The organism is Faecalicatena orotica (genome assembly GCF_003149245.1).
GTDB classification, from domain to species: Bacteria; Bacillota; Clostridia; order Lachnospirales; family Lachnospiraceae; genus Faecalicatena_A; species Faecalicatena_A orotica.
The window spans coordinates 105,025-123,994 of record NZ_QGDL01000003.1 but is presented as its reverse complement, the minus strand read 5'-3'; the positions used below and the strand labels follow the sequence as shown (position 1 = coordinate 123,994).

The 18,970-nt window shown below is 41.5% G+C and carries 16 protein-coding genes; 1 reads left to right on the top strand and 15 read right to left on the bottom strand.

Annotated features, from left to right (window positions below):
• Positions 1 to 170 precede the first annotated feature (170 nt).
• The 3 genes from A8806_RS06340 to A8806_RS06330 are packed head-to-tail and all read right to left on the bottom strand — an operon-like array spanning position 171 to position 3,934.
• On the bottom strand, positions 171 to 1,364 hold the full coding sequence (locus A8806_RS06340) for a ribonuclease E/G (RefSeq protein ID WP_109730567.1): 1,194 nt from the start codon (positions 1,362 to 1,364) through the stop codon (positions 171 to 173).
• Entirely contained in the window at positions 1,327 to 2,085 is a 759-nt protein-coding gene (locus A8806_RS06335) for a TIGR03936 family radical SAM-associated protein (RefSeq protein WP_109730348.1), read from the bottom strand. The genes A8806_RS06340 and A8806_RS06335 overlap by 38 nt, the downstream gene beginning before the upstream one ends.
• Complete coding sequence (locus tag A8806_RS06330; protein ID WP_109730347.1) at positions 2,069 to 3,934, bottom strand: TIGR03960 family B12-binding radical SAM protein; 1,866 nt, start codon at positions 3,932 to 3,934, stop codon at positions 2,069 to 2,071. Before A8806_RS06330 ends, A8806_RS06335 begins: the two co-directional genes overlap by 17 nt.
• Positions 3,935 to 4,337: 403 nt before the next feature.
• Here A8806_RS06330 and A8806_RS06325 point away from each other — a divergent pair, with 403 nt between their 5' ends.
• Positions 4,338 to 5,159, top strand: a complete 822-nt coding sequence (locus A8806_RS06325) for a hypothetical protein (protein ID WP_109730346.1) — start codon at positions 4,338 to 4,340, stop codon at positions 5,157 to 5,159.
• 23 nt (positions 5,160 to 5,182) lie between these two features.
• On the opposite strand, the gene A8806_RS06320 is transcribed toward A8806_RS06325, so the two are convergent.
• The 12 genes from A8806_RS06320 to A8806_RS06255 form a co-directional block, all read right to left on the bottom strand.
• On the bottom strand, positions 5,183 to 5,590 hold the full coding sequence (locus A8806_RS06320; protein WP_109730345.1) for a C-GCAxxG-C-C family protein: 408 nt from the start codon (positions 5,588 to 5,590) through the stop codon (positions 5,183 to 5,185).
• A 38-nt stretch (positions 5,591 to 5,628) separates the two neighbouring features.
• Positions 5,629 to 6,231, bottom strand: coding sequence for a DUF1349 domain-containing protein (locus A8806_RS06315; RefSeq protein WP_109730344.1), 603 nt, complete (start codon positions 6,229 to 6,231; stop codon positions 5,629 to 5,631).
• A 73-nt stretch (positions 6,232 to 6,304) separates the two neighbouring features.
• On the bottom strand, positions 6,305 to 6,856 hold the full coding sequence (locus tag A8806_RS06310) for a YdeI/OmpD-associated family protein (protein WP_330405270.1): 552 nt from the start codon (positions 6,854 to 6,856) through the stop codon (positions 6,305 to 6,307).
• A 64-nt stretch (positions 6,857 to 6,920) separates the two neighbouring features.
• Positions 6,921 to 7,391: a dihydrofolate reductase gene (locus tag A8806_RS06305; protein ID WP_109730342.1), complete on the bottom strand. Its 471-nt coding sequence runs from the start codon at positions 7,389 to 7,391 to the stop codon at positions 6,921 to 6,923.
• Positions 7,392 to 8,428: 1,037 nt separating this feature from the next.
• The gene (locus tag A8806_RS06290) at positions 8,429 to 8,890 is read right to left on the bottom strand and encodes a YbhB/YbcL family Raf kinase inhibitor-like protein (protein ID WP_109730339.1); all 462 of its coding nucleotides are present in this window, start codon (positions 8,888 to 8,890) and stop codon (positions 8,429 to 8,431) included.
• 417 nt (positions 8,891 to 9,307) lie between these two features.
• Positions 9,308 to 9,592 (bottom strand): hypothetical protein, encoded by a 285-nt coding sequence (locus A8806_RS06280; RefSeq protein WP_109730338.1) that lies wholly within the window; start codon positions 9,590 to 9,592, stop codon positions 9,308 to 9,310.
• Between the two features lie 52 nt (positions 9,593 to 9,644).
• Positions 9,645 to 9,803, bottom strand: coding sequence for a glycine zipper domain-containing protein (locus A8806_RS25980; RefSeq protein WP_146203257.1), 159 nt, complete (start codon positions 9,801 to 9,803; stop codon positions 9,645 to 9,647).
• Between the two features lie 183 nt (positions 9,804 to 9,986).
• Complete coding sequence (locus A8806_RS06275) at positions 9,987 to 11,153, bottom strand: diguanylate cyclase domain-containing protein (RefSeq protein WP_109730337.1); 1,167 nt, start codon at positions 11,151 to 11,153, stop codon at positions 9,987 to 9,989.
• 123 nt (positions 11,154 to 11,276) lie between these two features.
• Positions 11,277 to 13,874 carry a glycosyl hydrolase gene (locus A8806_RS06270; RefSeq protein WP_109730336.1) on the bottom strand — a complete coding sequence of 866 codons (2,598 nt, stop codon included), beginning with the start codon at positions 13,872 to 13,874 and terminating at the stop codon, positions 11,277 to 11,279.
• A gap of 117 nt (positions 13,875 to 13,991) precedes the next feature.
• The gene (locus A8806_RS06265) at positions 13,992 to 16,448 is read right to left on the bottom strand and encodes a glycoside hydrolase family 2 protein (RefSeq protein WP_109730335.1); all 2,457 of its coding nucleotides are present in this window, start codon (positions 16,446 to 16,448) and stop codon (positions 13,992 to 13,994) included.
• A 44-nt stretch (positions 16,449 to 16,492) separates the two neighbouring features.
• The gene (locus tag A8806_RS06260) at positions 16,493 to 17,479 is read right to left on the bottom strand and encodes an alpha/beta hydrolase (RefSeq protein WP_181368606.1); all 987 of its coding nucleotides are present in this window, start codon (positions 17,477 to 17,479) and stop codon (positions 16,493 to 16,495) included.
• Positions 17,469 to 18,965 carry an MFS transporter gene (locus tag A8806_RS06255; RefSeq protein ID WP_109730333.1) on the bottom strand — a complete coding sequence of 499 codons (1,497 nt, stop codon included), beginning with the start codon at positions 18,963 to 18,965 and terminating at the stop codon, positions 17,469 to 17,471. The genes A8806_RS06260 and A8806_RS06255 overlap by 11 nt, the downstream gene beginning before the upstream one ends.
• Positions 18,966 to 18,970 lie beyond the last annotated feature (5 nt).

Below are 18,970 nucleotides of genomic sequence, written 5' to 3'. Positions count from 1 at the left end.
TTGGCAATTGTATAAATGTATACAACCCATTTTAATTTCAAATCCTCATTTCAAAGTATATACTTTATCAAGAATTTAAATTGTATTATTGTATACATTTTAAAAGCTATCTTTTTTTCTCTTTATTCACTGTATACAAGTATACAATTAATAAAAATGGTATAAAAAAATCACCTTCCAATGCTTTCATGTAAAGGTTTTCGAACTTTTTTCCGCGTCACCTCGACGAGCTGCAGCCCGGTCACATCAACCAGTGTTGACTGAATCGGGTCTTTTACCAGATACTGCCGGAATGCCCTGAGCAGTTCTTTCGTAGCATCTTCATCATCCAGATTAATAAAATCAACAATAATAATGCCTGAAAGATTCCTGATTCTCATCTGCTTCGCCACTTCTTTTGCCGCTTCCATGTTAATCTTCAGATAAGTATCTGTCGGATTCTTTTTCGCAACACATTTTCCAGAATTCACGTCAATCACCGTCAGTGCCTCTGTATACTGGATGATCAGATAGGCCCCGTTTTTCAGCCATACCCTTTCCCCAAGTGCGCGGCTTAAAGTCGTTTCCGTATTATACAGCTTTGCAAGCGGCAGGCTGCTGTCATCATAGAGTCTCAGTTTTGTGAGATCCTCCGGCTGTTCTTTTTCATAATATCCCTTAACTTCTTCGTAGAGCTTTGCACCCTCAATTACGATTTCCGCGAGGCCTTCTGTATAAACGTTTTTCAGGTCTGTGATATAAGTATTAGGCGCATGCTGCAGGCAGGAAAAGCAGGTTCTGGACCCCGCTGTCTTTCTAAGGGTTTGAAAACTGCTTTCTAGTTCCTTTATCTCTCTCAAAACAGCAGAAAAATCGGCATCTTTTGCATTCGTCCGGATAATCAGCCCATATTCTTCGTTTTTCAGGGGCCGCAGCTGTTCCTTCAGTTCTTCCCTGAGAGACTTCGGCAGTTTTGAGGATGTTCCGATCCTTGTATTTCCGGTCGTCAGGATTGCATACCTGCCTGTAAAGCTCAAATTACTGCTCACCGTAGGCGCTTTCGTCTTGACTGCCTCTTTGCTGATCTGTACAATCAGTTCATCTCCGATGCAGAGGGGCTTTTTGCCTATTTTCTTTGTAAAAATGGCATTCGGTGCCTGACTGATATCATAATAACACTCAACGCCGCTTTCAATTTCAATGAAAGCGGCCCCGATATTCGCTACAATATTCTTCACTTTTCCAACGTATATGTTTCCGATGACATGCTGCTTCACAGCCCCGTCTCCGGCCGGTTCACAATGTATTTCCACTATCTCGTCATCTTCCAAAAGAAACATCCAGATCTTATCTTCCTCTTTCATCATGAGGATTTTCCGTGAAATCATTTTTATTTTCCTCTCCGTAAATTTCTGTCCCCATATCTTCCAGTGTTACAAGCCTGCGATCGCCGTTTGTTCCCATATCCGCATACATTTCCAGCCTGTGGTGTGCAAAGTCTGTCTCAGCCGGATCTATTCCCAGGAAGCCACAGAAAGCTTCCATTACAAGTCCCGGTTTCAGGTTTTCCACACTGCCCGATGCGACCTGCATATAAACAGAATCGCCCTCCGCTTCCAGCCGGTAGATCAACGGTTTGATATCCACTTCCTTCTCACTGCGCTTCGTCTGTTTCATGATACAGATTTCCGGCTGTTCCATAAATGCTGCTATCTTTTCCCTCCAGTCATCCGGAAGTGTCCCCTTGGTGAGTCTTGTCCGGTAATCGGCTGCTGCTACGATTGCCATACCGGTCATCTTCTTTTCTTCGGCAATCTGCCGGAAACTGACCACTTCCATTCCATCTACCATCACTTGATTCAGCTGTCTGACAGCATCATGGCTGGATATGGGCTCTTTTAATTCAATATCAAAATATTCTCCGTCACTGGAAAGTCCGATTCCCAACGGGCTTGCAAACGACATGATCATATGCGGGCTGTATCCGCCTGTGAACGCAATCGGAATCCCGGCCCGCCTCATCGCCTTCTGAAAGAACCTCATTACATCAAGGTGTCCAATGAATCTCAAAGCCCCATATTTTTTAAATTTAATTCTTGCCTTCATAGCAGACACCCCCTCCAAATTGTGCGGCCCCGCAGCCAGAACACTGCATCCGGCAGTTCGGTGTAACAGTTCCTGATTCAGCCCGCTCCCACTCCTTTTTCAAAAACTGCTTGCTGACTCCAATATCAATGAAGTCCCAGGGCAGCAGTTCATCCAGCTCTCTTTTCCGGGTTGTATAGAATTCAATATCTACCCCCATATTGTCGAACGCCTCCATCCAGGGTTCATTGTGAAAGGATTCCGTCCACGAATCATAAAGGCAGCCCAGCCGGTATGCCTCCTCGATCACTTTCCCGACCTTCCTGTCCCCGCGGGCGAATACACCTTCCAGCACCGTTACATCCGCTTCATGCCAGTTATACTTCAGACTCTTCCGGTTCAGCTGTTCCTGAAATTCATGCTTCACAACGTAAGCCCTGTGAATATATTCTTCACTTGTACACATGGATGCCCACTGGAAAGGTGTGAACGGTTTCGGTACGAAGAATGACGAACTTGCCGTGATCTGGCACTTTCCATGCCTTTCTTCTTTCGGAATCTCATAATACCGGCGGGCAATCTTATCTGCAAGGCGGGCAATCTGCTTCATGTCTTCCTCTGTCTCTGTCGGGAGTCCAAGCATAAAATACAGCTTTACTTTAGACCACCCGCCTTCAAAAGCCTGTCCCGCGCCATCCAGAATGATTTCCTCCGTAAGGCCCTTATTAATAACATCGCGTAGACGCTGGGAACCTGCCTCGGGAGCAAACGTAAGGCTGCTCCTCCGGATGTCCTGCACCTGGCTCATAACGTCAAGTGAAAAGGCATCGATACGCAGTGAAGGCAATGAAATATTTACGCCCTCCCCCTTAAACTCTTCGATTAAAAAGTCAACCAGTTCCTTCAACTGAGAGTAATCGCTGGAACTCAAAGAACTGAGTGAAATCTCTTCATGACCTGTATTCTTCAGCATAACTTTGGCATATTCTTTCAGGGTATCGACGTCCCTCTCACGGGTAGGGCGGTACAGCATTCCGGCCTGGCAGAACCTGCATCCACGTATACAACCCCTCTGGATCTCCAGAACAACTCTGTCCTGCGTTGCTTTTATGAAGGGAACGATCGGTGCTTCCGGATACACGGCTTTTGTCATATCCATTACGACCTGTTTCTTTATTATAGAAGGAATACCTTCCCTGACAGAGCCAAATGATTTCAAAGTCCCATCTTCATGATATTTTGCCTCGTAGAACATTGGAACATAGAGCCCTTCGATATTTGCCGCCTTTACAAGAAACTCCTCGCGGCTGTCACCTCTGGCGCGGCTTGCCTTATACAGATCAAGAAGCTCATCGTAAACAGTTTCGCCTTCCCCAATATAAAAGATGTCAAAAAATTCTGCCAGTGGTTCCGGATTATAAGTACACGGGCCGCCGCCAATCACAACCGGATGCTCCCATGTCCTGTCCTTTGCATGAATAGGAATCTGGCTCAGTTCCAGAATCTGCAGGATATTTGTATAGCACATCTCATATTGGATCGTAATACCTAAAAAGTCAAAATCCTTAACCGGATCCTGTGATTCCAGCGCAAACAGAGGAATCTTTTCTTCTCTCATCACCTTGTCCAGATCAAGCCAGGGGGAATACACACGTTCACACCATACATCCTCCCGCCTGTTGAACATATCATACAGGATCTGGATACCCAGATGGGACATCCCGATTTCATAGACGTCCGGGAAGCACATAGCAAACCGCACGTCCACCTTACTTACGTCCTTATTTACCGAATTCACCTCATTCCCAATATAGCGGGCCGGTTTTTCAATTTTTAGTAATATCTCATCACTTAAAGCTAGTTTTCTCATTATTTCTCCTTGTATTTTGTTAATATTGCAGGATTTCACCTGTTTTGCAACACTTCTTTCAAATTGCAACTGGTTGATACTGTTTGATATTAAATTGCAACAGCGCGCAATACAGTATGTAGCACTTTAAGTCCATTGCTATTACTGTGGAAGTCAATCTGCATAACTTTACATGCTTGTTCAATTATACGAAGTTTCAGAAAGAACTTCAAGTAAATAATTATGGTCAATCTCGATTTCATGACGTTTTTTCGGCCCTGAAAGGAAGTGTATATCAAAGTAATCTACATCTAACAAGCTTCATTCTTATTTATAACTGTTATTTAAGGTTACAATCTTAAATTGGATTTCATGAAAAACTCTGATATAATATATATACATTTTTAAGAATAGAGGAAAAAATATGCTTGTAAAAATACAACAGACAAAATCCAATTTTGAAAACATATTCGAAGTATCTTCAAATGGTCAGGTACTGTTTAACGCAAAAGCCCCATGGCTGAAAATCTCAGCGCCCTTTAATATGGAGAATGTTCGTAAACTGGTCTTTTCTGACGTAAACGGAACCACTCTGTACACGACAAGGTATAGTATTATAGACAATGCTCTGGAAGAAAGTATACCGTTTAAATACCTGATTTCAAAAGAACAGAAATTTGGACAGTTCGAAATCATAGGAAAAGACGGCAAAGAAGGCACTTTTTATACAATGCAGAATGGAATGTTTGAAAGAAAATTCTGCATCGAGCATATGGGAAAAGTTTATTGGGGATACAGCATTGATAAGGGAAAAAAGAATATTGTCTCCATTTATGATGAAGATGCACAGATAGCACAGATTACGAAACCTCTTACTGTAATTGAAAATCTTGATATCTATTTTCTGCATATAAAAGAGGATTTTGTATCATTGATCCCTGTACTTTCATTTTTTACTGTCTACTACGATTATAGAAAATACAATAATGCTGGAGAATTCACAAAAAATTCTGTTGAGATTTCTGTAAGCTATTCCTACGACAAAAACAACAGCAAATACAATCCCAACTGGATTGCAGAGGAATTTGGACAGCAGACACTTGATGAGTTAAATGCGTTTCTGGATAACTTAGAGGCAGAAGGGCGTGCCCAGGCAAAAAAAATCGGGAAATTAGTAGCTCTTTCTTTTTTGATTATAATTATAATAGCATTGATTATTCTATTTATTGTTTTTGTATTATTATGATGATTAACAGCCGTAACATGATGTCACGGCTGTTTTTTAATAAACTCGTATGCGAATGATACTGCCTCACAAGTCAATTTTTCACACATATGCGGTGGGGCGTTTTCAGTAAATCCATCAGGACGTAAATGGTAACAGCTTAATGAACCAAAGCGCTGCTTAAATGCTTCTGCATAATCGTAGCAGACGGACACAATTGTTTCCTCAGTTTTGCCAAGCTGGCTATAATAGATTCCAATAAACATTAATCCGCCTTCAACCAGCCCGCACTGCGCTCGGAATCCTCCAGCGCCATGCAAACCAATAGCCGAATGAAGTGTTTGTGCATTATATTCAATTTTAAAGAGTTTTCCCAGGCAAATCAAAATGGTTCTTGCACAATTTATATCATTATTCCAATATAACTCATGTACTGCTTCTATTATATTCATTTTACAGACCTCGCTTTTTTAGACTAACAGAAAGCGGTCTACTCATCAGGCTGTTGACCGTCATGTGCTTTCCACATGCATTCTGTAATTTCCATATTAGAGAAAATTGCCTTGAATGATGATTCTTCGGGAGAACAAGCATAAATGCCAAACTTTATAGTTCCATTTCCTTTGTGTATATGGCAAATTCTCATCTGTTTATATACAACTCCATCCTCTGAACATTCTATACAATAGTCATCTTCTCTTCGGCTAAACCGATACCACATTGACTTTATGTCAGTGTTGATTTCTGTAGTCGCCCAATCGGAATATCCATGATTTGTAACCACACTGCCCAAGTGTTGAAAATCTTCATTTTCATATTCTATAGAAGCTTTCAACCAATTTTCGCTGTCTAAGTACATTACAATTCCACATTGGTCAAACCTGTGATGACTATCATCAAATTCCGTCCTGACCACAAAACTGAAGAACTTTTCATCTGTTTCCATTTGAAATACTGGTGCATTATCGTTTTGAAAATGATAGTATGTTCTCTGCCACAAATCAGTATGTGGTTTTGTAGTAATTTCTACTCTGCAGTCAATGATTTCATAATCAAGGGGTTCTCTCATCCACTGAAATTTACTTAAATCCATAATTTTTTTCCTCCATAAATTCATACTTTCATAATAGATTTTAATTCTTCCATAGTGATTCATTTTTCATTGCTTACATTGGTTTCAAATTTTTATTGAGCCTGTCCACCATCCAGACAATTCGTTTTTTCCGTCCAGCGTCTGTCTTTGCATCAAGATATGCCCGCGTATAAGTCTTTTTTACGGATGGCGACATAGCTTGAAAATTTGTGTAAGCGGGTTCGTGCCCTTCCAGCAGCTTAGACAGACATTCTATCTGTTCCTCTGTAATGACTGCCAAAGGGTTTGAAGTATCCCACTGACCGTTCTTTTTGGCTTCATCTATCTTTTTCCTGCCAAAGTCCGTCATAAGCCCCTGTTCCTCCAGTTTCTTCACCAGCGTCTTGTTTTTCTCTGACCATTTACTGTTCTTTCTTCGCAGAGAAAAAAACTTCTTGTAAGTCTTATCGTCAATCCTTTCCATCAGTCCATCAATCCAGCCAAAACAGAGAGCTTCTTCCAGAGCTTCTCCCGCTTTTACAGTTTTCGGTCCGCCAGTCTTGCCGAATAAAAGCCAAATACCATCATTTGATAAACAATGCTCACTGAGCCATTCACGGAATTCTTCTCTGTTGGCAAATTTCATTATTTCGCTTATGATATGTCCCTCCTATTGTTTGTCTTGCAAGTTGTACTATAATCTCCAATTATTATGATTTTCTTGTGTACGTTACATATGAATATGATATATCAGTTTCAATTCTTTCGTTGATTTCTTTAATAAAACTGTTCTCATCAAAATCAGGAAAGTACGTATCGCCGTCAATTACTTTTTCAATTTCAGTAACATACATTTTTTTCACAATGGGAATGGCTTCTTCATACAGCTTTGCTCCACCGGAAATATACACGTCCTTCTCTCCGGCTAACTCAATAGCGTCCTTTAGAGACGATACAGTATAGCAGTTCTCACCTTCAAATTTACGGGTTCTGGATACTACTATCGTCATTCTGTTTGGCAAAGGCTTACCAATTTCCTCATATGAGCGTCTACCCATAACTACCACGTTACCCGTGGTCAGTTCCTTAAATCTTTTCTGCTCTCCTTTGATTTTCCAAGGAATTATTCCCTGATTTCCAATGATACGATTTTGAGAATAAGCTACAATTAGAGCAATCATTTTGGTATTCTCCTGCAACATCTAATTCCCCCATTAAAAGCTGTAATTTTACGATTCATATAAAAATTTACAACTTCTACGTTTTCCAGTCAGGACAAACAGATAACATATATTGAAATGCCTGCGTGCCTATTCCATTTCTTCTTTTGTTTTTCCATAACCAGGACATTCACCATACCGGATATAATTCATCATAAAATGAAGCGTTATAAATATCAATCAGTAAATCCGAATCATCTTTTATCGCTTTTCTATATGTTAGTTCCATTCTTTACTCCGAATTTTATTTTTTCTATCATAAGCTAAACTTTACATATTAGCTGTATCTATTATTATGACCCACACAATGACTACCAGCAGTGAAGAAATATTCATAAAAATGTTACTGATTTTCTTATATCTACGAAAAAAGAACAGACTGCCAATTGTGGATAAAACACTCATAATAATTAAAATGCTATTTCCTACATACCGGTAATATATTACTTCATTCCACGGAAGGCGTGAAACAATATTTGAAATACTTATGTAAATTATAAATATCGTCAAAATAACTTCTGCAATATATGATATAAATGCCAAATGTTTAAATCTGTTATAAGACCAGAGCAACATCGAGCAAATCAACAATATAACCGGCACACCCATAATAAAGACAAAAAACCATAATAATCTCGTTGAAGAACCTATTGAATCCATAGCTCTTTTACACATCCCCTAATTAACCTTTTTAATATTCAATAATAATTGTTTTAGTTCTTCCTGTAAATATTCCCACAAAGAATTGTATTTACTCTATCAGCCCAAGAAATTCCTTTTCGTTTCATAGACGAAGTACATTTTGTATAATTATTTTCATAGCCTGTATCAATCATTATAAACCCATCTTTAATCTGGTAAAGATATGTATTCATGACTCTGTTTCCTACATTATATATTTTCACGCATCTCCTCCAACAAATTATTTGTAGATATATCGGACTTCCCGCAATTCTTTCCCTTCGATATTATCATCCCAAAAATCATCTGTCGGTGTGCTACTCAAATTCACCTATTACATTTCCGCTTTGAATAATATGACCTTTTGCCCTTCTTAAAAAAGTTCCTTTCATAGAATTGGCACTTATATTTAATTCACAATCCAAAGCATAGATAGTAAAGAGGTAGATATGCTTTTTCCCTTTCGGAGGTTTAGGCCCAGCATATTGATGGAAACCATATCCAACCCCTTGAACTGCATTTCCCAACACTTTCTTACCCGCTGGAATTCCTTTCTCGATTTTATCAGTTGCGGGAATATTCCAAATAATCCAATGGGTGAATTTTTTTATTGGATGTGTTAAATCCTCTAACGTAATGGCTAACGTTTTGGCATTGGGCAACAAATTTTTAATAATAAACTCTGGTGATATGTTTTGTCCACGCCCAGTATATTCTATCGGGATTTTTTTACCCGTTTTCATTCCGGTACACACAAAATTCAATTCCGTCTTTTCCATAACAATAATTACCTTTCAATTTATTCAGCCCTAAAACTTCTAATTTTCCAGTTTAACAAACTGGAGGTTATGTATTATTTCAATCTACATTTTTACGAAATCTAATGGTAAAAACAAATGCTACAATTATCAAAATATGCAGTACAATATGATAAACATCAGGAACATATCTTCCATTTATACTCACAAGTTGAATGCAATCTTTGAAGTAGGTTATAAAGTGATAATAGGGATTATCATAAATATCCATTCATCTTTAAAAGCACCCTCAACTAAATATTTAGCCCCTATTTTCACACCGACCATTGCAAGAAAATACCAAATTAATAATATAATATTACTTATCAAAACACTTTTCTTCATATCTTATTCCCTATACAACTTCTAATTTTCCAGTTTGACAAACTGAAATTGTTACTACTCATATTTTAGAAATTCCTCCGTTTGGTCATGTAACTCGATAGAAGGATTTTCTTTTAGATGTTCCCCAGTTACTGTATTGACAATATCGTGTTTATTTTCGCTAAAAGTGGAATAGCCGTCAATCATTACCATGATTTGTGTAATTGCCTCATAAGTAACATCATACAGCATACTTTTAGTCGTTTTATCATCACACTTATGCTGTATCATGCAAATTTCAACACAGCTTTCTTGTATATTGGCTAAATGTTCAAAAAATCTTTTCTGCAATTCATTCATAATATACTCCTCCACAAAATTCTGATTTTTCTCTTTGGTAACTGGAATCTTACTATTTCTTTTTATAGGATTTAGACAATGAACCAATTGCAACTCCCAAAGCCAAACCTAATGCCAAATTATCCCACAAGAGCCCAAATAACAGTCCTAAACTTATTCCTATTGCTAAATTATTATTTGAATTTTCATCTTTATTTTTATTGTTTTTCATACCTGGCCCTCCTCATAAAAACTGGGCTTTAGTTATTGTCTTCCTTGCCTTATAACATATATAAATATAACCACCCAAAGTTATCTTGTACAGCATAATAAGTATACATGTCCAGTATACCATCAGTATCGTGTTTCTGGCAAATAAAAGAAGACGCTAATGCGCCTTCTCAGTTTGACTCTTTTAATTCGCTAATATATTTTGGTAATGCGCAATTTTGTCTTCCATTTGGCCCATCTTCTTTTTCTGTAGAAAGAGAGATATCAGTCGTGATAATATAATAAGAAGGCTGATTTCTTCCTGAGTCCATAATCGCAGCCCCGTACATTCGTCAAATCCAATCATTCCAGTGAATGTTTTATTCTCTATTATTGCACACTGCAGCGTGGATCGGATACCCTGTGCTGCTAAGATTTCTGCCTGTCCGGGATTTAATGTACGGATGTCCCTGCAGTAAAAAACTGTATTATCTTTAAAGAGGTCTTTATAATTTCCATGCTCGCTAAAGCTGAGATTCTGCAGATTTGCAATTTCTGATGTAACTCCCTCACTGCGCCATTCATATGTATTCGATGTATAGAGATTATCCTCTGAATTTTCAAATATATATGCCCGGCTGACATCGAACTTTTTCCCGATAATCTCCAAAACATCGTTTACAGATTTATCAAAGTCTTCCGAGTCATACAGGATTTCAAAAACATAACCCAGTAAATCACCGGAAAGACAGGCAGAATTATTCTCTGATTCAATTTTTGTTCGTGGCGTAAAGTATTTGTTATCCAGCCCACTCTCTGACGAAATATCATCATACAGCATATAATTGTTCTTGCCTAATTTTTTCACTTGATAAAGTGCTCTGTCTGCATTTGAATATAGATTTTTGAATGTTTCACCATTGTCTGGAAAAATAGCGATACCTATACTGCTACTGACAGAAACCGAATTCTTTTCATCTTCAAATAAATGGTCAAACGTTTCTATTAATGCCAGGTCATCACGGACTTCTGCCACATTATGCTCGATATAGTAATAAATTTCATCATATGGTCCGGAACTGGTCCAGTAATTACCAAAGTTATTGTTCTTTAAGGATGTGACAACGGAACGAGGATTATACAACCTAATTCCTGTTTTTGAATAATACCCGTCATACCAGCTCTTTAATCCTTCTCTTGTCAGGTGCGGTTTTTCTGTACCTTTCAGATACTTTTCATAAAGTTCATCTGTCTCTTCCTCCGTAAACCCGAAATATTTGGAGAACTTCTCTTCTGTTGCCATAGTATACTCCGTAAACATATTCAATTCAGAGCCACTGTAATACTTTGCAATCGGGAGGATTCCTGTCATAATTGTTCTGCCAAAAATGATACTTCAACAAACAATAATCGCTATTCACATGATATTAAAACTAAAAGATGCTATCCCCTCTTGCAAAGAAATAGCATCTTCTTAGTCTTAATAAAATTCTTGTTATACTTTTTCTTCTTTTTTACAATACTCCAGCACAGGAATATCACTCATGCCATATCCGTACCATACTTTCTGCATTGATATAAACCAATCTTTTCCGCCGCTTGCAGCCTTTACCTTGTGTTCCATAGTAGAAGTCACTTCAATACGCAAAAGGTTCTTTCCCTTCTTCCATGCATGAGTCAGTTCAAAACAAAATGGTGCGGCTATCGCATTTCCCACATATTTCCCATTACACCATACTTCTGCTGTCTCTCTGACTTGCGGGAGCTTTAGCATAATATAGTCTGCATCTCCCGGAAGCGTTCCCCCCGGAATCTGATACTCATAACAGATGGTTCCTGACCATCCGTCCTTCATGATACCGTCCAGACGTTCCGTAACCTCATAGGGAACAAATTCTCCGTTTTCTTTAAGGGAAATCGTCCATTTTCCGTTCAGCAAAGCAGTTCCTGTCATCTCTGGAAGTTCTTCTGTTGCCTCTATTTCTGCATCTGTCACTATAAACAGCGCACTCTCCATTGGATTTAATCGTACCGGTATACTGCCTCCCGCCAGTTTACGTCGGAAGATTCTGTTTTCCATAGGATCGTATCTATAGCATTTTCCATCAGCTTTGACTTTTAATCTTCCTTCAAAGGACGACCATGTAGACTCATTGAACAAAAAATAGACATGTCCTTCTCCTTTTTTAATCCCGTGATAAATCCGGATATCCGTATGGAACGGAGTAAGTGTTACATCTGTCATATCGGCTAGTATATCTGCCAAATCCAAAAGTCCTACTGTCGTTCCCTGAACATTCTTTGGAGCAAAATCCGAAAAATATACTGGGAAATCAACTGCTTTTGCCTTTTTACAGAATGCTGCTGCTTTCTCTCCCAAATATTCGCATCCCGGAATCACAAGAGCTTTATACTGCCTTCCATTCACTGTTAAAATCTTGTCTTTCAATTCTAACACTTCTGATGGAAGAATATCAAAATCAATCTGGTGTTCCCGTAGAATCCGTGCGCACTTCTGCATCTTCATCCAACGCTGACCGCTCCATGCAGCTTCCGCATGATAGAGGACGGCAACAGGGGCAGTATGCTGATAAGCAGACAAAATATGCGCGGTACGGTTCATATACGCCATCAGTTTTCCGAAAGCAGGGAACAGGATATCCTCTCCTCCCGCATAGAAGTGGGGCGGACAGTCAAAATCTGGAAATGCCTTTGCGGAAAAAGCATGAGGTACAAAATGATTCACACCGTCAGCAAGAAGGTGATCCGCAATATACTTCATGGTCTGAGTTCCTTCTGTCCAGCCATACGCGCCAAAACACTCGCATACACAGCGGTCCTTCTTCTTAGGGTCAATATGCGCCAGGGACGAACCGAGTTTCCCCAGAACATGATGATAAAATTCTCCGTCTCCGGAACCAGCAATAGATATATGCTCCACATTTGCGCCGCCAGCGGTAATCTGCGCGCCGATATCGTCGATTCCTGCCATATCCTGACCCCAAAGTCCCCGGAAGTAATGTCCTACGCTGGCGCCTAATCCCTCGGAAGCATTATTATCTTCGATAATGTGACCGATATATTCCACACTGTGATCTCTGCACCAGTTCCCGATCTGCTCGCTGAAACTTTTCTTTACCAGATCTGTAAGTGCGTTCATAAATGTATTCCGGATATCTGCGGTTTCCTCTGCGGTTCCCATCTCTCCCCAAAGTGCGGGAAGATTTACTGGATAGTTTTCTCCCCAGAGTTCTTTTAATGCTGTTTCCATTTCTTTACTCCATGGAAGCGGCATTCTTGTTTTTCCTACGATGCATCCCTGCGCATTTCCGGAAAGATTTCCGAGGAAAGGCTCATCTGAGAAAAATCCGGCGATTGTTTTTCCGAATTCATCCGCATAGCGCGCGTAATGAGCTTCGTATACCGTATCCAAAAGTATTTTACAAGAATCCAGAGCTACAAGATTGATGTAATCAGGAGATGCGCCGTTGTGGGTAACATAGAACGCAAATACTCTCCACATTCCCGCCGGCACGTCCCAGATGAGATATCCCTCTTCAATCTTGCCTGTCAGGACGACTGCCTCTTCCACATGATCTGGACCGTTGCCTATACCGCCGTCCAGACGGGCGGCAACAATTGCCAGCAGACAATCATCATCATAGTCCAGCGGCTGAGGTGCGATAGGATTTTGCGGCGTCGATGCCAGTTTACCTATATCAAGCCGAACCCTTCGCTGAGGTCCGAAAATATCCGTCATATTGCAGGCAAGATATTGTTTGTGAAGTTCTGCCGGTGCTGTCTTTACTGCTCCGGCAGCTGCTCCAGTGGGGAAATGCTGGTCGTCCAATATCCACACCTTCATATTCCGTTTTTTTGCCTCATCCAGAATGATATCAAGATCCTGCCACCACTTTGGCCCCAGAAAATCAGGATGAGGTCTGGATTCTAAGCAAACTGCCCTGATATTGGCTTCATGGATTGCTGTCATATAGGATCTTAATGTGGCTTCGTCTTCTTCATGGAGCCATAGAAATGGAAGAATATAGTTTTCTTCCATTCCATTTAAACACTCATTGATTGTTTTTAACATGCTTCTCCTCCTTTTTAACAGTACAAATCCGCATCCGAGGTTCCCTGCGCTTTTGCCATTAATTCAAAAGTTGCGTCGTTTGTCATTTTCAAAATCTCCTTCCGCATGTCTTATTTTTCAGACTACAGGTATCTCTACAACGACACTGTCCATTCCTTCTGCCGATACAGTCAGTCTTGCAGTTCCCTTTTCCTCTCCTGCACGTACCACTGCCAGTACGCGTCCATAAAAGGTCTTATGAGTCGTGTCATAATAATTTTCCTCGGTTCTCGGATCTGCCGAGCCGCTGGCCTGCAGGATGCCTGCCCCTGTCAGTGAAACTGTAACATCTTTCTGGACAGCGGTATTCAAGATACCATTTTCATCGGCCAGTTCAATATTAATAAAGCACAGGTCATTCGTGCCGGCACGGAGGCTCTCACTTTCTTTTTCAACCCGCAAACGCGGTGTACCGGCAGTTTTCAGACGGAAGCGTCCGGTCTCTTTCCCTCCGATATAAGTTACCGCCTCCACTTCACCTGTTTCATACACGGTATCCCACTGGCAGTAGAACTTTTTGAACTCGTCTCCTACAGGTTTTCTTCCCTGAGAGATACCGTTGATAAAAAGTTCCGCCTCCTCGGCGTCCGAATAGACTTCAGCTATGATCGGATGCCCCTCATATCCGGGCCATGTCCATGAAGAGATAGAATCCGTCCAGATATGATTGCCGTCAGCCGGCTTCTGGCCATAACGCCCCGGCCGCTGTACCGCGATATACGGCGTATGATTTCTTCCTCCCCATATGATTTCCCTCCAATAAGATATGGGACGCCTGAAACCTGTCAGATCGAAATCTCCGCTATATGCGGCAATCCACGGATAATCCCCGTAAAATCTGTCTATCTTATCATCTTCGTATCCGAAATGACCAATTCCTACTTCACCCAGATAATCCCATGAAGTCCAGCTGAAATCCCCAATGAGATATCCATGCTTTTCCACCAGTTCCCAGTTTTCTGCCAAAGCCGCCGGAGAAGTCTCCGAACCTACCACGATCCGGTTCGGGGATAGTTTCGGTTCGTTTTCATATCGCTCTGTCGTATAATTATATCCTATCACATCCAACACGCCGCAGGATTCTTCAATCCGCTCCTGCAGGATATCGCTGTTTAAAATCCATGAGCGCATATCCTGCTGCATATCTTTGGATACCTGATTGATCTCGCCGCTCTTCGCACCTGCGCTTTCCGGTTTCTGCGCTCTCATCATAGGCACAACTACATCCAGTATTGCTCCCGGAAGATTGAGCGCATTGGTAATATACCGGGTCTTGTCGATGGACCGTATTTTTTCCGCGATTTTTCTCCCCCATGACGCATCTGTAGGAGAGCCGGCTTCCGGTATCTCGTTGCCAATGGAATACAGTACTACGCAGGGATGGTTATAATCCTTGTACACCATCTGTTCTACATCCCGCTCCCACCACTCAGCAAAGCTGAAACCGTAGTCAAAATCACATTTACAGCTCGTCCATACATCTGTAAACTCATCCATGACCAACAGTCCTGTCCGATCGCAGGCGTCCAGCATTGCTTTCGACATCGGATAGTGGGCGGAGCGCAGGGCATTGTAGCCTGCCTTTTTATGCAGCCTTGCCCGGCGCAGTTCCGCATCTTCAAACGCAGCGGCCCCCAACATCCCATTGTCGTGATGGATACAGCCGCCTTTCAGCTTGACCGTTCTTCCATTGAGCTGCAGTCCCCGTTCCGGGTCCAAAGTCAACGAACGGATTCCAAACGAGACCGCTGTCTTATCTCTGATTTCCTCCGATTCCAGGATACTCTCACAGGTATACAGATACGGGGCGTCAAGGTTCCACAGCTTAGGATTCTTTACATAGATTCGCTGCTGTACCGTGAGTGTTCCCTCAGAAAAAACATGAAATTTCGTGCGCTCTTTCGCCACTTCCGCACCATCTTCATCCCGGATCACGGTTTTCAGCCATCCGCATCGAAATCCAAGATTCTCATTTTCTATCTTTGCCCGAACCTCCACAACTGCCCGATCGGATTCAGCAATCGGGGTAGATATCATCACTCCATCCATGGAGATATGCAGAGGCTCTCCCTTTATAATTTTCACATTGCGGTAGATCCCGCCGCCGGAATACCACCTGGAATTGGGCTGTGCTCCATTTTTGGCGATTACTTTAACCGTATTCTCTTCTCCAAAACGGAGAAAATCTGTGATGTTCACATAAAAATTGGAATAGGCATAGGGATGCTGCCCCGCGAATCCTCCGTTCACCCAGACGAATGCATACTGCATCACGCCCTCGAATTCCAGAAAGATGACTTTACCCTGGTCTTCCTTTGGAACAAAAAAAGTTTTGGTATATTCCAGATTCTCTGCTTTGAAAAAGGCGCCTCCGCCTGCCGTTGGATACTCCGGGCTTCGCTCTGAGCATATCATGGCGTCATGGGGCAGTTTCACGGGTTTGGGTTCCTGCACTTTCTCCGGATAAAAAAGTGCATCCAGAGCAGCAACACTCTTGCAGACCTTCCAGTTATCATTAAAATTTTCTCTAAGCATGATATAATTCCTCCTTATCCGCCGAATATATTGGATAGTTCAACCTATTTTCCTAACACGGCATCTATAAATCTTATCATCTTTTCATTTCCTGCTTTACCTGCCGGAGTTTCAGCCTGAGAAAGAAAGCCATGACCAAACTCCCCCATAGAAAGGGGGGGATAATACAGGTCACAGCGAACGCCAATTTCATCCAGCCTGACCTTCAGTTTCAAGGCGGACTGGATAAAGAAATGATCCGCAGTGCTTCCGGTAACAAAAGTTGGAATATAACTGTCCGCAATATGTTCCGGCACATCACAGAGGATGGAATTCGGACCATGTAGGAAATCTTCCTCTCCCACCCAGCATCCCAACATCGTATCCATCCCCTTTGGGTTTTTAAATGTATGAAAGCACAGGGCAGCTTCATCGATAATAAGACCTTTTATCTGCTCACGCCGGACTGTCGGTACAAAAGGAAATTGGGCAGCATAGGAACTGTCGGAAATCACCAGTCCATATATTTCAGTCATGTCCGCCCCAGCACTTCCGCCTCCCAGTAGCATCTGGTCAGAATCCAATCCATACTCTTTCCCATGCCCGCCTAAAAATCCCAATACCTGATCTACCTGTTTAATCTGAACAGGGAATCTGTATTCCGGAGCAAAGGCGTAGCTTGCACTGACTACTCCGATCCCTTTGTCTAAAAAATATCCGAACCATTCCCTCATGCCGGTGGGGTCCTTAGTCAGCGGATCTCCCATGCGGCGGTTCCCAAAAAGGAATCCGCCGCCGTGAAAGTAGACGAACACAGGTACTCCGTTTTCTCCTGCGCTCTCCATCCATTCTTTCTTCGGGAGATAAATATCCAAAAAACTATTCGGGTACTTCGTTCCATAAGGAATATCCGTAATCACACGCACGCCATCCTCTCTTACAATATCCACGGCTTCCGACTGTGCGTCAAAAGAATTTGGTTTACACTTAAAATACTTCCTACAGGCTGTATTCTGGATAAATCTTGCTCTTCGATCAAATTTAGTTTTCATAATGTTTGTCACCTTTTTCCTCATCCGCAATTACAGCGGCTTCCTTTTGAACACCGGGAGCATATTTACCCTCTTTCAGATCTGCCTCAATTTGTGGATAAATCTTATCCAAGGTATAAAACAGCATTATAATAATGCAGGTAATCGCCATAAGCGCCGGCATCCAGATATATCCGAAGCTAATCATATTCAACGTTTGCTGAGACTGAACCAGTGACTGCTCCACAAAGCCCGATATGCTGAGCATAAAACCAACAATAATCGTCCCAAGACTTCCGCTCGCTTTCATAGCAAAAGAATTTGCCGCGTTACCCATCCCCATATTACTGAAGCCGTTCTTCCACTCACCGTAAGTAAGCGTATCCTGGATAATACTGCCCGTGGGACCTGCTGTAATTCCGTATCCTAAGCCTTTAATAATACTGCCTATGTAGATAACCATAGTATTCATAGAGAACACAGGCAACAGGCAGCCGATCAGGTTTATTCCCAGCCCTACAAGCATAACATTTCGCTTTCCCAGTCTGGTCATAAGGGGAAGACTGATAAGCGTACCAGGAATCGCCGTCAGACTTATAAGAGATACAATTATGCCCTGAGCATCCAGATCATTCATAATATACTGAGAAAAATATACCGCCATAGTAGTATTTATCGTCAGTAATATGGCAATAAATACGCACACAACCAAAGTAGTTACCCAGAATTTATTTTTAATAAGAGACAGCAGTGATTTACCCGCGCTAATTTTCTCCCCTGTCACAGAGCGGAGTGTTTTATCTGTGATCTCATTTTCATTTCTCACCTGATTTACACGTTCATGTGTAAAAAAGTGATGAATCAATGTCAGGCAGACAAAGACAACCGCGTAAACAATCATAGCCATACTCCATCCTTTCTGACTATATTCATCTCCGCCGCCAAAGAACCTTGCAAAACGGAAAATCGTGTTGCTGGCAAAAATACCAGTTACCAGACTGAATATTCTTGCCACAACGCCGTTTCTTCCTCTTGAGATCTGGTTAGTAGTCATCAGACCATTTAATGACGTAAAGGAAATCCCAAGGGCTGTACCGCAGATTGTGGTCACCAAATTATAGGTGAGAAACATATAAATCACCTGACCTGCCCTCCCGATGCTATGAGGCACATTAAAGACGAGAAGCATGGAGATCACCATAGGCAGAATGAACCGAAAATACCATGGTTTCGCTTTTCCAATCTTGGTCTGCGTACGGTCAATAATGCGTCCCATGATCAGATCAGATAATCCATCCATCATTCTGGATGCAGCCAGTACACTGGTGGCAAGCAGCACATCCATCCCCAGAACCATCGTATAATAGATTAAAATGTAGTTTCCGATCATAGTTCCGGATACGTCGTTTGCTGCATTTCCGACGCCATAGGCGAGATGCTCGCCCCATCCTACCTTTGCATCTGACGCCATATTGATTTCTTTTTTCCCAAATAATTTTTTCATCATAATCT

What these genes read in the sequence shown, in the direction of transcription:
- A8806_RS06310 (WP_330405270.1), bottom strand. Translation starts at nt 6,856, where the DNA reads ATGAAATTTGCCAACAGAGAAGAATTCCGTGAATGGCTCAGTGAGCAT.
- A8806_RS06265 (WP_109730335.1), bottom strand. Translation starts at nt 16,448, where the DNA reads ATGCTTAGAGAAAATTTTAATGATAACTGGAAGGTCTGCAAGAGTGTT.
- A8806_RS06275 (WP_109730337.1), bottom strand. Translation starts at nt 11,153, where the DNA reads ATGACAGGAATCCTCCCGATTGCAAAGTATTACAGTGGCTCTGAATTG.
- A8806_RS06335 (WP_109730348.1), bottom strand. Translation starts at nt 2,085, where the DNA reads ATGAAGGCAAGAATTAAATTTAAAAAATATGGGGCTTTGAGATTCATT.
- A8806_RS06305 (WP_109730342.1), bottom strand. Translation starts at nt 7,391, where the DNA reads ATGATTGCTCTAATTGTAGCTTATTCTCAAAATCGTATCATTGGAAAT.
- A8806_RS25980 (WP_146203257.1), bottom strand. Translation starts at nt 9,803, where the DNA reads ATGAAAAACAATAAAAATAAAGATGAAAATTCAAATAATAATTTAGCA.
- A8806_RS06280 (WP_109730338.1), bottom strand. Translation starts at nt 9,592, where the DNA reads ATGAATGAATTGCAGAAAAGATTTTTTGAACATTTAGCCAATATACAA.
- A8806_RS06260 (WP_181368606.1), bottom strand. Translation starts at nt 17,479, where the DNA reads ATGAAAACTAAATTTGATCGAAGAGCAAGATTTATCCAGAATACAGCC.
- A8806_RS06270 (WP_109730336.1), bottom strand. Translation starts at nt 13,874, where the DNA reads ATGTTAAAAACAATCAATGAGTGTTTAAATGGAATGGAAGAAAACTAT.
- A8806_RS06290 (WP_109730339.1), bottom strand. Translation starts at nt 8,890, where the DNA reads ATGGAAAAGACGGAATTGAATTTTGTGTGTACCGGAATGAAAACGGGT.
- A8806_RS06320 (WP_109730345.1), bottom strand. Translation starts at nt 5,590, where the DNA reads ATGAATATAATAGAAGCAGTACATGAGTTATATTGGAATAATGATATA.
- A8806_RS06330 (WP_109730347.1), bottom strand. Translation starts at nt 3,934, where the DNA reads ATGAGAAAACTAGCTTTAAGTGATGAGATATTACTAAAAATTGAAAAA.
- A8806_RS06255 (WP_109730333.1), bottom strand. Translation starts at nt 18,965, where the DNA reads ATGATGAAAAAATTATTTGGGAAAAAAGAAATCAATATGGCGTCAGAT.
- A8806_RS06315 (WP_109730344.1), bottom strand. Translation starts at nt 6,231, where the DNA reads ATGGATTTAAGTAAATTTCAGTGGATGAGAGAACCCCTTGATTATGAA.
- A8806_RS06325 (WP_109730346.1), top strand. Translation starts at nt 4,338, where the DNA reads ATGCTTGTAAAAATACAACAGACAAAATCCAATTTTGAAAACATATTC.